The organism is Roseovarius sp. YIN77, assembly GCF_057219155.1.
Genome location: NZ_JBXVVI010000008.1, coordinates 1 through 14809, shown reverse-complemented (window position 1 = coordinate 14809; position 14809 = coordinate 1). Strand labels below are relative to the sequence as shown.

Annotated in this window: 11 protein-coding genes and 1 riboswitch; of the genes, 7 read left to right on the top strand and 4 right to left on the bottom strand. The window is 54.0% G+C overall.

Annotation, left to right across the window (positions count from 1 at the left end):
• Window positions 1-1743 carry a hypothetical protein gene (locus AC2D8P_RS08915; protein ID WP_484702091.1) on the bottom strand — a complete coding sequence of 581 codons (1743 nt, stop codon included), beginning with the start codon at window positions 1741-1743 and terminating at the stop codon, window positions 1-3.
• A gap of 345 nt (window positions 1744-2088) precedes the next feature.
• Between AC2D8P_RS08915 and AC2D8P_RS08910 the strand changes: the two genes are divergently transcribed.
• Entirely contained in the window at window positions 2089-6123 is a 4035-nt protein-coding gene (locus AC2D8P_RS08910) for a PAS-domain containing protein (RefSeq protein WP_484702090.1), read from the top strand.
• Window positions 6124-6197: 74 nt separating this feature from the next.
• On the opposite strand, the gene AC2D8P_RS08905 is transcribed toward AC2D8P_RS08910, so the two are convergent.
• On the bottom strand, window positions 6198-7526 hold the full coding sequence (locus AC2D8P_RS08905; protein ID WP_484702089.1) for an MBL fold metallo-hydrolase: 1329 nt from the start codon (window positions 7524-7526) through the stop codon (window positions 6198-6200).
• 18 nt (window positions 7527-7544) lie between these two features.
• Window positions 7545-8285, bottom strand: coding sequence for a DUF1013 domain-containing protein (locus AC2D8P_RS08900; protein ID WP_484702087.1), 741 nt, complete (start codon window positions 8283-8285; stop codon window positions 7545-7547).
• A gap of 128 nt (window positions 8286-8413) precedes the next feature.
• Here AC2D8P_RS08900 and AC2D8P_RS08895 point away from each other — a divergent pair, with 128 nt between their 5' ends.
• The gene (locus AC2D8P_RS08895) at window positions 8414-9046 is read left to right on the top strand and encodes a ribonuclease T2 family protein (protein WP_484702086.1); all 633 of its coding nucleotides are present in this window, start codon (window positions 8414-8416) and stop codon (window positions 9044-9046) included.
• A gap of 97 nt (window positions 9047-9143) precedes the next feature.
• On the opposite strand, the gene AC2D8P_RS08890 is transcribed toward AC2D8P_RS08895, so the two are convergent.
• Window positions 9144-10010, bottom strand: a complete 867-nt coding sequence (locus AC2D8P_RS08890) for an SDR family oxidoreductase (RefSeq protein WP_484702085.1) — start codon at window positions 10008-10010, stop codon at window positions 9144-9146.
• Window positions 10011-10157: 147 nt separating this feature from the next.
• Between AC2D8P_RS08890 and AC2D8P_RS08885 the strand changes: the two genes are divergently transcribed.
• The 5 genes from AC2D8P_RS08885 (at window position 10158) to AC2D8P_RS08865 (ending at window position 14756) form a co-directional block, all read left to right on the top strand.
• Entirely contained in the window at window positions 10158-11645 is a 1488-nt protein-coding gene (locus AC2D8P_RS08885) for a SulP family inorganic anion transporter (protein ID WP_484702250.1), read from the top strand.
• An 11-nt stretch (window positions 11646-11656) separates the two neighbouring features.
• Window positions 11657-12001 (top strand): RidA family protein, encoded by a 345-nt coding sequence (locus tag AC2D8P_RS08880; RefSeq protein WP_484702083.1) that lies wholly within the window; start codon window positions 11657-11659, stop codon window positions 11999-12001.
• Window positions 12002-12026: 25 nt separating this feature from the next.
• Entirely contained in the window at window positions 12027-12875 is an 849-nt protein-coding gene (locus AC2D8P_RS08875; RefSeq protein ID WP_484702082.1) for a universal stress protein, read from the top strand.
• 96 nt (window positions 12876-12971) lie between these two features.
• Window positions 12972-13160: riboswitch (cobalamin riboswitch) on the top strand.
• An 87-nt stretch (window positions 13161-13247) separates the two neighbouring features.
• Window positions 13248-13514, top strand: coding sequence for a hypothetical protein (locus AC2D8P_RS08870; RefSeq protein WP_484702081.1), 267 nt, complete (start codon window positions 13248-13250; stop codon window positions 13512-13514).
• 414 nt (window positions 13515-13928) lie between these two features.
• Window positions 13929-14756: a hypothetical protein gene (locus AC2D8P_RS08865; RefSeq protein ID WP_484702079.1), complete on the top strand. Its 828-nt coding sequence runs from the start codon at window positions 13929-13931 to the stop codon at window positions 14754-14756.
• Window positions 14757-14809: the final 53 nt, after the last annotated feature.

Here is a 14809-nt window from a genome sequence, read left to right as displayed (position 1 = left end):
TTACCCCGCCGCCGGTGGTTCGTGTTCGCGGTGGAACCGGTGCACACTCCACATGTAAATCTCGATCAATGCCTTATCTGCCAGATCCCGGATGATTTTTTGCCCCTCTTCCAGACTGGGTGCTTGTTCTATTTCAACATTTGCAGCGCGGAAATAGCGGCTTTGATTGGCGTATTGCCACAGCAGTTCCCGGGTCGCCATCTTGCCCTGATACAGCTCCCACACAGCCGCCCATAGCGGCAACAACCCCATGAAAAATACCAGCCATGCCTTGCCGTCATAGCCCATCATATCAAGGTGAATGAGTGCCTTTTTAAAGAAAATCAAGGACAACGCCCCAATGACAGACCCCACCAAAAGCGCAAATTTTATGGTTTCAAGTCGATGGTGCTGTTGATGCAGATGATGTTGCTTCTTCTCAAAATATCCAAGCTGATCCTTGATCCAGCGTTCTTGAACAATCGTCAGCGCATTTCCGTTCTTGCAATGCCCGAAATAAACCAACGGCTCCCCGATCCGGATCGCCTCCTGCAGCCACTCGAACCCTAAAAACTGATCAACCGATGTCATCCCGATCATGCGTCTCGGGTTGTAGTCCACCCCAGCTCCGGATTGAATCAGGAAAAACTGCACCCGAAAGGTTTCGGCCAGCGCCCGGTAGGCCAGATGCTTGGAATGGACATGGCGTCGATGCGTCAGCCGGAAACACATAAAGCCTGCCAGAAACAAACCGATATAGACAACCAACAGGGTCTTGTCGGCCAAAAGTTTGGCATAGATCAGAAATACCAAACCCATCCCGGCGGCCAGCACCGCGAAAAGCGCAAACATGAAATGGGATTGCGATTGGTAATAGCGCGCGATTTGATCGGCCCGCACAAATTCCACATCCAGCCCTTTCAGGTCCTGCGAAAGGGAGGCGTCATTTTCATCCCCTACCCCATAGCCCGGCAATTCTTCGGCGCGCGATGACGCCCTTTCGGCATAGAAATTGTCGAACCCGGTCCATCGTGTGAGGATCCGTTTTGGAATGTCGCGGCTTCGCCAATAACAATCATAGTTTGCATTCGAAACCAGATAACACGGGCCGTCTGGCAGGTCATCGGCAGGCTGGCTCTCTCTGTTGGTGCCAATCCATGCCAGCGTGTTTCCGCATCCTTCGGCGGCGCTGTCATCACGCGATATTCGGTACGGCATCTGATCGCGACCGTCACACAGGTATCGCATCACCACATCAGATGTACCCCCAACCAGGCCCGTATCGCGCCCGTCCCAAATGGCCACAAGCAGATTAGATCTGCGGGTCAGGTAATCCGCCAACAACCGGTACTGTTCGTCGCGGTGGTCCGGATTGCCCATATCCTCTGGCGCCCGATTGCAGGCCAATGCAATTTCCGTCACGCTGACGCGCGCATCTGCCAACAGGGCTTCAAATCGATCCAATGCCGCACCGGAAAAATCCTCCCGGTAGCTATCAACCGGCATCGGCAGAACCGCCAGAACGCTGATGCCCAGCTCCATGGCGACCTCTGCCGCAATGGTATCAGCCCCTTCTGCCAAGCCGGTTGCGATACGGACAGGGACATGCTGAAACTTCTCTGACACAGCCATAAGCGTGGTCCGCAATGATGACCGGACACCATCCAGATCAGCACCAGCAATATCGCGATGTCCGGTGATTCCGATGATGAATTCTGGCGCAATGCCCGATACGTTTTGAAAATCCCCAGAAGAAGGTGTCATGCGCGTTTGTCCCCAAATAGCCGCGCAATCTCATTTACCCGGCCGTTCCGAACGATCATAGGTCGATGCGATCAAAAAGCGCAATATTTTCTGCATTTTCTATGGCGGTAGCAGGACCGCCCAAACGACTGTTTCGCGAAATTCTTTGCATTAATGGCATTTTCGAAGCAAAATTCGATCAGGGGGCGACATCACATGACAGCAGGGCCAAAGATTCACAGCCGTGATCGCGCGACACTCGCAGCGATTTGTCGATGTGGCGGACCGATCATCATGCCCCCTTGTGGCACCACAATCCTGGAAATTGGTTTCAAGTCAGACCAGTAAAGGCAAAGACTGTATCCTATGGCGAAAAGCACCAAAAATTCGGGAAACCCAACCGACCGGATCGAAAACGCGAATGACAGCCTGCTGGAAGAATGCCCTTTCCCCATCTTTCGCCTGTCAGACACGGGGAATGTCATTCAGGCAAATTCCGCCGCCCGAGAGGCCCCCGGCATCTTGTCCAAGGATAACAAGCGGGCCCCTGCCAACCTTGCCAAATACTCGGCAAAAGTTCTCGAAGAGAATAAATCAAGGCATAGAGACTTCAAATCTGGCGACAAAATCCTGAACCTCTTTTTCATTCCGGTCGCAGAAGAAGGCTATGTCAACGTCTACGCCCGCGACGTGACCAAAATTCGCGCCAACAATCAAAAGATGGCGGACTACGCGAAATTCCCCGAAGAAAACCCAAACCCGGTTATGCGCATCGCACCCGATGGTGAGGTTCTGGTTGCCAATCCGTCGGCCCGCGAAATGCCGGGTCTGGTCGATCCCGGCCCGCCAGAACGGGTGACATCAAAGCTGTCAACAGTCGCCGCCGCCGTGGCCAGCAGCGGCGCAAACGAAAGCATCGATTTTGACCTGCCGGACGGGCGTGTCTTTTATTTCAGTTTCGCTCTGATTCACGGCAAGGGATACATCAATGTCTACGGTCGTGAAATGACGGCCGAACGGAAGGCGAAACGCGAACTTGAGGCCGCCAATAACCGTCTGGAAGCACGCGTTGCCCAACGCACGGCGTCTGTCCGACTGCTGCAAAACGTTGTCCTGAATGCCAACACTGCCGAAAGTTTCGAGGCCGCCTTGCAATCCGCCTTGCACGAGGTGTGCCTGTTCGCAGGTTGGTCAGTGGGGCATGCCTATGTCGTCCGACATATTGATGGTGAACCCACTCTGGCACCTTCCGGCATCTGGCATATTGAAGAATCAAAAAATATCTCGGCCCTGCGCGAGGCAACCGAAAGCCTTCGATTTGGGGCTGATGAGGGGCTTCCCGGCCGTGTCGTCAAAACCGGTCAAGCGGCCTGGATTGAGGACCTGACCAAAGAGGCCGGACTGCGGCGAACAAAGTTCATAGAATCTGCCGGGCTTAAGGCCGCGATGGTTTTCCCTATTTTACTCCACGATCAGGTTGTGGGTGTGCTTGAGTTTTTTGCCAAGGACCCCTGCATATCAGACGTCGAAATCATCAAAACCCTGGGAAATGTCGGCACACTCTTGGGGTCTGTCGCGCAGCGCAAACAGGCCGAAGAGGACGTTGCAAAAAGCCAGGAACAGGCAAAAACAGCGCATGGCCGCCTGATGGACGCAATCGAAGCCATGGGTCAGGCAATTTGCTTGTTTGACAAGGATGATCGAACTGTCCTGTTCAACAAACAATATGCCGAGCTTTACACAGTGTTCACCGCTGGCGTTCCCCCTGAAGTTGGAAAGAAATTCGAAGTCGGCCTGCGCCTGTCGGCCAGCAAGATGCATGCCGATCTGAGCCCGAAGAAACAAGAAGAATGGGTTCAGAATGTTCTGAAGGTACGCCGGGAAAACAAAATTCGAACTTCGACAGACTATATGCCAAATGGCCGCTGGTATCGGTCTGATGGGTTTGAAACCAGCGATGGCGGATCTGTTTCCGTCTTCACCGATATCACGGATGCCAAACGTCACGAGGAAGAGCTGGCAAAACTGGCGGCTGAGGCTGAACTGTCGCACAGCCGCCTGATGGACGCGGTAGAGGCCATGGGTCAAGCCATTGCGTTGTTTGACAAAGACGAAAACCTCGTTCTGTGGAATCAACAATATCAAAGCGTGGCAGGCGGCCTCGCGGGGGGATTGAAATTCAGAGAAGGGATGGCTTTCAGCGAGATTTTGAAAGCCTCCGTCAGCAAAGTTCATCCGGAAATGACTAAAAAAGAGCAGGCCAAATGGATGAATGCCGTGCTCGAAGACCGCCGAACCTCTGACCTCCGCTCCTCAACAGATCAGTTTCCCGATGGGCGTTGGATTCGCTCAGAAGGTTTCCGAACCACAGATGGTGGCACAGTTTCGGTCTTCACCGATGTGACCGGATCCAAGGAAAGCGAAGCAAAACTCGAACAATTGGCGAAAGAGGCGGAAGTCGCCCACACACGCCTGACGGACGCGATCGAAGCCATGGGTCAAGGCTTCGTCCTGTACGACAAAGATGACTGTATCGTCTTGCGCAACCAGCGTGTCGTCGAGATGTTCCGGTCATCCTTCGGCGGTGAATTTCAATTCCAAATCGGAACGAGTTTTGAAGATAACATCCGAAGAACCAAAAATACGACGCGGAAATTTGCCACCGAAGAAGAACGCGAGGCATGGGTCCAACGCGTCTTGAAATCTCGCGCTGAACAAGCTGTCCGAAGTTCCGAAGATCAGATGTCAGACGGAACTTGGTTAAGGTCGGAAGGTTTCAGAACACAAGAAGGCGGCACAGTTTCCGTTTTCACCGATATTACCGAGGCCAAACAACACGAGGCCGAACTGGACGAGCTGGTCGAGGAATTGGGCGTCGCCCGCGACTCCGCCGTTCAGGCCAATGCCGCCAAATCGCAGTTTCTGGCCAATATGAGCCACGAACTGCGCACCCCGCTCAATGCCATTATCGGCTATTCCGAACTGCTGATTGATGATGTTGGCGATGACGGAAACGAGGACTACATCCCGGATCTGTCCAAAATTCAGCACGCCGGACAGCACCTATTGGGGCTGATCAACGACATCCTCGACCTGTCCAAGATCGAGGTCGGCAAGATCGAACTTTATGTCGAAAAGATCAATCTACCGGACCTCCTGAACGACATATCCAACACAATCATGCCGTTGATCGAGAAAAACTCCAACACATTGGAAATCATCGACACCAGCGGGCTTTCGACTTTTGAAAACGATCTGACAAAAACCCGCCAATGCCTGTTGAACCTGCTGTCCAACGCCACCAAATTTTCCGAAAATGGAAAAATTGAACTTTCTGCATCAATGGCAGATGATGGCGTCAGCGTTGTATTCTCTGTTCAGGATCAGGGCATTGGTCTCTCTTCCGAGCAAATCGAGAAAGTTTTTGATCCCTTCACCCAGGCGGATTCATCAACATCGCGTAACTTTGGCGGAACCGGTTTGGGCCTGTCAATCAGCCGAGAGTTTTGCCGCATGATGGGCGGTGATCTGGTGGCCGAAAGTGAACTAGGCAAGGGTTCCAAATTCACCATGTCGATCCTGGCAAAAGGAAAGGCCAAGGATGCACCAAAGGAGGCGGAACGCAAAGTTGTCACCATGGCCGAAGACGCGCCCGTGGTTCTGGTGATCGACGACGATTCGAATGTGCGCGAGCTTTTGTATCGAAATTTCAGCGCAGAGGGCTTTAGAACCATTGAGGCCCCCGACGGCATTGTAGGCCTGCAGATGGCCCGGGATCAGCTGCCAGATGTCATCACACTGGACGTCATGATGCCCAAGAGCGACGGCTGGTCCGTTCTGGCAGAGCTGAAATCCGATCCAAAGACCCAGGACATTCCTGTGGTGATGGTGACCATCATCGAAAATAAACAGCTCGGATTTTCCATGGGCGCATCAGAATACATGACCAAGCCCATTGACCGCGAAAAACTGATCGGCGCGATCAAATCACTCGTGGATTCAAAAAAGGATCCATGTGTTTTGGTTGTCGAAGATGACCAGGACACCCGCGATCTTTTGTGCCGCACGCTGACGGAAAATGGGCTGAACGTTCAAAGTGCTGAAAATGGTCGTGTCGCGCTGGAACGACTGGAATCATTTACCCCATCTGTGGTGCTTCTTGATCTTATGATGCCTGAAATGGACGGTTTCGAATTTGCAGAGGCGATCCGCCAAAATGATGACTGGCGAAATATCCCGATTATTGTTCTGACGGCAAAAACACTAACCAAAGACGACCGGGCAAGATTGGATGGCTGGGCAGATGGGTACTACCCAAAGGCCAATATCGACTTCAAACAGGTGATTTCAGAGGTGAGCAAACTGGTCAACAAACATCGCAGTGAAACGCATGGCCGTTAGTCGGTTACACACTCGGGTTTGATGGGGCGCAGGCTTATGCGCATTCGGCACATGCCGGTATGGCGTGCAGTTGATTACGCGTGAAACGCCGACAGGCAGTAGTACAACCCACGCTCGAACACATCCGGTACGCGGCGGTACTTCAAATGCGACCCGATTTCAGCATTGTTCCAATGGGCAAAGCGCGGACCCTGCAACAGGCGGGCAAGCAAACGACCATCCACGGTAATCTCGACAAAGTTATCCATGTCTTCGACAGTGTCGGGTGCGATTGCTTCCGGGGCGGTCGCAACCCCGAAAGTCGCACAAAGCTCATCGCCGTCCCGGATCACAATCTGCGTATCGGCTGTAAAGCCAATGTCGCGTGTTTTGCCCTGAAACCGCGGGAAAGCCGCCTGCATTGCAACCATCAGGGCGTCGGCAGTGGGTTTTTCATCGCCATCAAAATCATAAGGGTTGGCAAGGGTGCCTGCCAGATATGCGTCCTGCTCCTCGGCGGATGGTTCATCGTAGGCAGCCGCGGTCTCTCCGCGCGACACATCGTATTCGACACCCGCATTCAGCAGAAACCCCCGACCTTTTTCCTGCAGTTGCGTCTCGATCCGGGTCAACGCATCGGCCAGGCTGGGCACGCCGCGACTGTCATTCAACGGCGCCAATCGCCCGCCCAAAACATAGGTCCCGGCAAAGGGCATATAGGCACGTGGGTTCACGGCCCTGATGTATTTGACCGCCTGCCCAATGAACTGATCGCGCTTGCGATCGGCTGCCGCCCGTTTGGCCTCATAGTCAGAAAAGGTAAAACATTGCGGAAACGGCCCGGCCCCGGCATATCCCACCAGCAGCAGATCAATTTGCCCATGTTTGGCCAAAACCCGATCCACAACCGTACGCGCCAGATCAAAGGGGCAATCATTGGTATTCAGGATCACATGATCCCCATCAGAAATCACACACAGGCTATCGATCTGGGTAAACTTGAACTTGCTCTCTACCGGTGCGCAGCCCACGAATTTTGCACATAACTCTGGGTCACAATTGTCGGCTGCATATATTTCCATCTGACCACCACCCGGCAGTTCAAACGGTGTGCCATGTTCCAGTTCGATCACCTGGTAGCCCAGCATCTCGATATTGCGTTTCAGGAACTTTTCCTCAAACGCATGGATCAGCACCGGCTTCGACCGATCCAGCCGCTCCAGCGTCTTACGGCTCATGTGGTCAGGATGGATGTGGCTTATGTATATGTAGTCGTAGTCCAGATCCTCTGGGCGCATCGGCAGCGGGGGATAGTGATACCAGCTGCCGTAATACTCGCCATCAACAAGCCACGGATCGGTCAGGATGCGGGTGCCACGAACCTCAATAATCTCTGTCGAAGACTGAAGATGGGTAAGTTTCATGGCACATCTCCTCACTTATCAGCTGTCGTCATCCTCATCGCTATCGGGCAAGTTAAAGAAACTGTCGGCATCAACAACAACTTCTTCTTTCTCTTCATCCTGATTGCTGCCTGACAGGGTAAAGGTTTCCAACCCTTCAATCGCAGACGGGATGTTTGATTCTGTTTCCATGCCCAGCGATTGCTCGGTCGAGACCAGTTTGCGGCGCTCATCATCAGACATCACGCCCTCTGCGTCGCGTTTCTTGGCGGCTTTCTGCACCGCAAGGTCCAGTTCAGATTGCTTGCACAGGCCCAGCGCAACCGGATCGATTGGTTGGATATTCTGGATGTTCCAATGCGTGCGTTCGCGGATTGCCTGAATGGTCGGCTTGGTCGTGCCCACCAGTTTGGAGATTTGGCTGTCCGCCAGTTCCGGGTGGAACTTGACCAGCCATAGGATAGAGGCCGGACGATCCTGACGCTTGGACAGCGGGGTATAGCGCGGGCCGCGGCGTTTTTCCTCACCCACGGCAGCGGCGTTGAACTTCAGTTTCAACTTGTGCATCGGGTTGGACTGGGCGGTGTCAATCTCGTCCTGGGTCAGCTGATTGTTGGCAATCGGATCAAACCCTTTGACGCCCACAGCCACATCGCCATCAGCAATGCCCTGAATTTCCAGCTCGTGCATGCCGACGAAATCGGCGATCTGCTTGAAACTGATCGTTGTATTGTCCACCAGCCAGACGGCGGTTGCTTTTGCCATGATCGGTTTGGCCATGGTGATCTCCTTCGCATAAACCTTCCCCGCACCCCGGCTGGGGCGGTCCTGGCGGGGCCAGAACGGGTTTCCGTTGTCGGGGAACTTGAAGCCTATATAGTGCCCAAGCAAGAAAGAGTGAAGAGCAAATGCACAGGCTGATTTTATTGCTGGTAATGTTCGCAGGCATCGCCAAAGCGGATGGCGAACGTGCAGGGGACTTCGACTATTATGTCCTGTCACTCAGCTGGTCACCCAACTGGTGCCTTCGGGACGGCTATGACCGAAATGCCCAACAATGTGATCCAGGCAAGGGTTTTGGCTGGTCGCTCCATGGCCTGTGGCCGCAATATGAGGACGGCTGGCCAAGCTATTGTCCCACGCATCACCAGCCGCCGACCCGCAGGCAAACCGCTGACATGGCGGATATCATGGGGTCCGCCGGGTTGGCCTGGCATCAATGGAACAAACATGGCCGTTGTTCCGGGCTAAGTTCTGATGACTATTACGCCCTGTCGCGACAGGCGTATCAGGCCGTCAATCGCCCAGCAGCGTTTCGCAAGCTGACCAACAACATCCGCCTGCCCGCGCATGTGGTGGAAGAGGCGTTTTTAGCCACAAACCCAGACTTGCACCCTGATATGCTGACGGTGACATGTAAGGCCGACCAGATCCAAGAGGTCCGCATCTGCCTGACCCCAGATCTAAAGCCGCGTCGCTGTGGGGACGATACCACTCGCGATTGCACCCAAACCCGCGCGCTCATGGTGCCGATCCCCTAGCACACTGTCTGATCACATGGATTTGGCCTTCCTTTCGCCCCAAATACCTCGGGGTGAATTGGCCAAGGGCCAAGGGGGGCAGCGCCCCTGACTTTGGCTAACTGTTTTCTTCCTCTGCCAACATCGCCGCCAGACATTCTTTGTAAGTTGGGTACTTCAATACGACCCCCAACTCTCGTTTGATCCTGTCATTTCGCACCCGCTTGGAATCCGCATAAAAGCTCCGCGCCATAGGTGACATCTCTGCTGTCTCAAACGGCTCCTCAGGCGGCAAAGGCAGGCCCAGAAGTTCCGCCGCACAGGCAATCACGTCCTGCGGCGGGGCGGGGTCGTCATCGCAGACATTGTAAATCGCGCCCGGATTGGGCTGGTGGATCGAGGCATGCAAAACCCGCGCGATGTCATCCACATGGGTGCGCGAAAACACTTGATTTTGCTTGATGATCCGCCGGGCCGTGCCGTTGCGCACTTTGGCAAACGGCCCCCGACCCGGCCCATAAATCCCGGCCAGTCGAAAGATATGCAGGGGCAAGCCGCAATCATCAGCCAGTGCCCGCCAGGCCGCCTCAGCCTCGACCCGCATTTTCCCTCGCCGTGTGGATGGCGTCAGGGCAGAGTTTTCATCCACCCATCCACCCTGATGATCGCCATAGACCCCGGTCGTCGACAGATACCCCACCCATTGCAGATCAGGCGCCCGCGCCGCCAACGCGTTGCGCCATTCAGCCAGCACGGGATCACCATCTGTCCCAGGCGCGGCAGAGATCAGAATATGCGTCGCCTGTGCAATCACATCACGCAGATCGTCACCGGGCCAAATCCTTGACTGCACGCCCTGTTGTTCCAACTGCGCGGCCTTATCGGCAGATCGCGTGGTCCCGGTGACCTGCCACCCCTCTGAGAGCAGGAGCAACGTCAAAGCCCGGGCCGAATATCCATGTCCGAATGAAAGTAGATGTGTCATGCCCGGACCATCGCCCGGATCATCCACGCTGACAACTCCAGATTTCGCACGCGCGGCAATCTGCTCTGGTCATTTGACGCCCCCACCGTTATTTGGGCGCAACACGCGAACATATTGAACCGGAGCATACCCTTGCAGACCGATACCATCGCCAGCCTGAAACAGGACTGGTTCGGAAATATTCGTGCAGACCTTTTGGCGGGTCTGGTCGTGGCGCTGGCCCTGATCCCAGAGGCGATCGCCTTTTCGATTATCGCAGGCGTCGATCCAAAAATCGGCCTCTATGCTTCGTTTTCCATTGCCGTGATCACCGCCATCGCGGGCGGACGGCCTGGCATGATTTCAGCCGCCACCGCGGCGACGGCCGTGCTGATGGTCACGCTGGTGCGTGACCACGGGCTGCAATATCTGCTGGCGGCAACGGTTTTGGCAGGTTTGTTGCAAGTCCTGTGTGGATTTCTGCACCTGGGCAGCCTGATGCGCTTTGTCTCGAAATCAGTGATGACCGGGTTTGTAAACGCCCTGGCGATTCTGATCTTTCTGGCGCAATTGCCAGAGCTGGACTGGCGACACGAAGGTGTCGGCATCCTGACCTATCTGATGGTGGCAGGTGGCTTGGCGATTATCTATCTGTTTCCGCTGATCACACGTTCGATCCCGTCCCCGCTTGTGACAATCGTTGTGCTGACCACATTGGCCATTGCCCTGGGGCTGGATGTGCGCACCGTGGGCGATATGGGCGAATTGCCAGATACACTTCCGATTTTCCTGATCCCGGATATTCCGCTGACCTTTGAAACCCTGATGATCATTTTGCCGGTGTCTGCGGCCATTGCGGTGGTGGGCCTGTTGGAAAGCCTGATGACCGCCAGGCTAGTCGATGACCTGACCGATACCAAATCCGACAAGAATCGCGAATGTATTGGCCAGGGCCTGGCCAACACCGCCACCGGTTTCATCGGTGGCATGGCCGGTTGCGCGATGATTGGTCAGTCGATGATCAACGTGAAATCCGGTGGCCGCAGACGCCTGTCATGCTTTGCTGCTGGTGTCTTTTTGTTGTTCCTGATTGTGGTGCTGGGCGATTGGGTCAAACAGATCCCGATGCCCGCACTGGTCGCCATCATGATCATGGTATCCATCGGCACGTTCAGTTGGTCCTCGTTGACGGCAATCCGTCAGCACCCAACGTCGTCATCAGTGGTGATGATCGGTACCGTTCTGACAACGGTTTACACCCACAACCTGGCCTATGGTGTGATTGTCGGCGTGTTGCTCTCTGGTATCTTCTTTGCCTGGAAAATCGCCGCTGTCTTCCGGGTGCAATCCACCCTGTCTGATGACCACAATCACCGCAGCTATGTGGTCGAAGGGCAGCTTTTCTTTGCCACCGCCCCCGACCTTGCTGATGCGTTTGATTTCAACGAGGTATTGGAACGCGTTACCATCGATGTCAGCCGCGCCCATATCTGGGATATCTCGGGCGTGTCCGCCTTGGATGTAGTGGTGCTAAAATTCCGCCGCGAAGGGGCAGAGGTTGATATCATCGGCATGAACGTGGCCAGCGAAACCCTGATGGGTCGATTGTCCGAACGTGACACACCCGGCGCGCTGGAACGCATTTTGGGACATTAAGGAGAATGAAAATGATTGAACGCATGCACACAGGCGAACGCAGCAGCAAAATCGTCAAACATAACGGTGTGGTTTATCTTAGCGGCCAGGTCGGTAGCGGCGAAAGCCTGTCAGAGCAGGCCCATGATTGTCTGGGCCGCGTGGATACAGCCTTGAAGGAGGCCGGCACAGATCGCGAACATATGCTGCAGGCCATCGTCTGGCTGTCGGACATGTCCTATTTTGCCGAGTTCAACGAGATTTGGAATGCTTGGGTGCCCACCGGTCACGCCCCTGCCCGCGCCTGTGGCGAGGCCAAACTGGCCCGTGAAATTCTAAAGGTCGAGGTCATCGTCACCGCGGCCCTGCCTGAATAACCGTAACCATTTCGGAACCTGATCAATGCCTCGTATTCTAGTGCTTCTTGACGGCTCTCATTACGCACCCAGCGTCTGTGATTACACGGCGCTGGTTGCCGCGCAGGATCAGGCAGAAGTCGACCTTCTGCATATTCTGCAAAGAGAGCAAACTGCAGAAAGCGACCTGTCAGGCAATATCGGGCTGGGCGCCCGCAGTAAGCTGTTAGAAGATTTGGCCCGCCTGGATGCAGATCGGGCCACGCTGGCCAAGGCCCATGGTCGTGCCATTCTGGAAGACGCCGAAGAACGTTTGACCAAGGCAGGCGTTCAAAACATATCTTCGCGCCTGCGTCACGGTGTTTTGGTCGAAGAGGTCACCCAAGCTGAACAGGGATGCGATCTGGTCATCATCGGCAAACGCGGAGAATCCGCCGATGTGGAGTCTGTGCGGCTAGGCTCTCATCTGGAACAGGTGATCCGGTCCAGCACGGTTCCGGTGCTGATCGCCCCACGGGTTTTCAATCCGATTTCCCATGCCCTCATCGCGTTTGATGGCGGGCAAACATCGCGCAACGCCGTCGACTTTATCGCCAACACATCGCATGTCGCCCCGGAACGGATCACCCTATTGACCGTTGGCAATGACACGACCGGCGTCCAGCTGGCGCTGAAAGAAGCCGCCCAGCAATTGACCGAGGCAGGGTTTGAGGTGTCCACACGCGTCGCCCCCGGTCGTGCGGATAGCGCAATCGCGCAAACCGTTTCTGATCTACAGATCGATCTGTTGGTCATGGGGGCTTTCAGCCATTCGAGGATTCGCAATCTGTTTATCGGATCGACGACGACAGAAACCATCCGCGCCTGCCATGTGCCGATTCTAATGATCCGCTAGCATCAGATTTCGCACCGTCGCAATACCGACGTAATACCGACGCGTTACAGCACCCTGATTTGTCGCATTTGAACCTTTTGCTTTCGCGATCTTCCGCTAGCCTGTCCTTATCAAGGTGCCGCCAATCTGGCGGAGAATTGGGAAGCCGGTGAAAGACCGGCACTGCCCCCGCAACGGTAAGGATGGGACAGGACAAACACCACTGAGCATATGCTTGGGAAGGTGTCCTGCATCGGCCAAAAGCCCCTTCCAAGTCCGGAAACCAGCCTTGGTAACGTCAACCGCGGGCGGCGGTTCAGGCGGCGGTCTCGGCCCCTTCTGACCTCTGTCCACAAATGAAATCGCCGCGGGGAAGCGGCAAGGACGGAGGCAATGATGACACTTTCTCAAATCATGCAAGGCCTGCATGAATCCAAAACAGACGAAGCCCAAAAACAGGCGCGGACAGCGATGATGATATGGATTCTGGGGCTTCCTGATCCTATCCAAGCCCGCGATGCGGCCGAAGTATTTCTAAGCAAACCCAATCAACCCTCCGCAAGTTCCGCCGCCGCTAAAGAGTTTATAGTTTTACTTAAGAATGTGGCAAAAGGGCCGAAAATGACCCATCCAGCCCGACGAAAACGGCGGGTTCACTAAAGTTTTTCATCCAATGCAAAGGCCTCGGATCTGGGTAGAAGTTTAACAAGTGTGTCGCGATCTAGGCACCGGCATGGATCTGCACTGTCTCACCCCCAGGTTATGGCCTTTGGAGGTATTAATACATTGTGAGAATTTAATATTCGAGCTACTTCCTCTAAGCACAGATGCCTCAACTTCTTTTATTTGTATGATTATTATTAACTTTTCTCTCTGCTCTCTGAACACATCCCTACTTCAGGGTTGCAATAAATGCACAGATAATACGAACTTGTTCTTGCCTAGTAAAAATCAAACAACTAATTGAATCTACTTATAGATGATTTATTAGATTTCCTAGGAAACGCCCCACCTCAAGCCAATATCAGTTTTAGTGTGATACTCTAAGTTTCCCCTTTAAAGAAAGTATAAGTATTGATTGACCACAGCGCATCAATGGTCGTTCGGTGTTGCAAAAGTGAAATTCGCCTATCTCTTGTGATCGCTTTTTTGGGTGTGCTGTTTTACTTTTTTCTTTCTGACCCGCTCTGCATTGCTATAGAGGCCCGTTTTTTGGGGCACAAAGTATATGATTACTACTTATTGTCACTGCTTGACGGGAGGTTTGACGTCCCGATCCGTATAGTTTCTTACGAAGGGCACTATAACCCTTCAGGGAAAGCTTTTGTCTATCACGGCTTGTTTCCAATTCTACCAAGAGCAGTTATGGCGCTCTTTGTCGATCTTGAAACCATCAACAGCAACAGATGGGTCATATTTGGGTTGACCGCATCGGCATCTACAATGTTTCACTACACGATATTTCTATGCCTAAGGCGCGTTGATGTGCCCGCAATGGAAAGACGGCGCTGGATCGCATTGACAGGCGTGATGTGCTGGACCGCCTCTGCGGGTCCGATCGTTGCGTCCAACTCTGCAATTTACAATGAAACCTTTGCATCGGCTCTACTTGCTGTTTCCATAGCAGGATATATCTTCGCACGTTTGATAGTTTTCCAAGACCCGGTCATAAAACATCTTATTGGCTTTGCAGTTTGCGTTGTAATCGCTCTGCATTCACGAAGCACTATTGCCTTTGGATTGGCATTGAGTTTCAGCTTATTGTGGGGGTTCCAACTGATACGGATAAGACGCGATGCTATTCGTCCGTTGATTCTTTCTGCCCTGATATGGAGTCCCCCCGGTTTGAAGGACGGTTATGGGCTTAGAGATTCCAGCCCTTCAGCGGCGGTCCTTTCGTAGTTGATGGGTGACTTATACCCCAATGCCGAGTGTCGGCGAGAGGGGTTGTACCA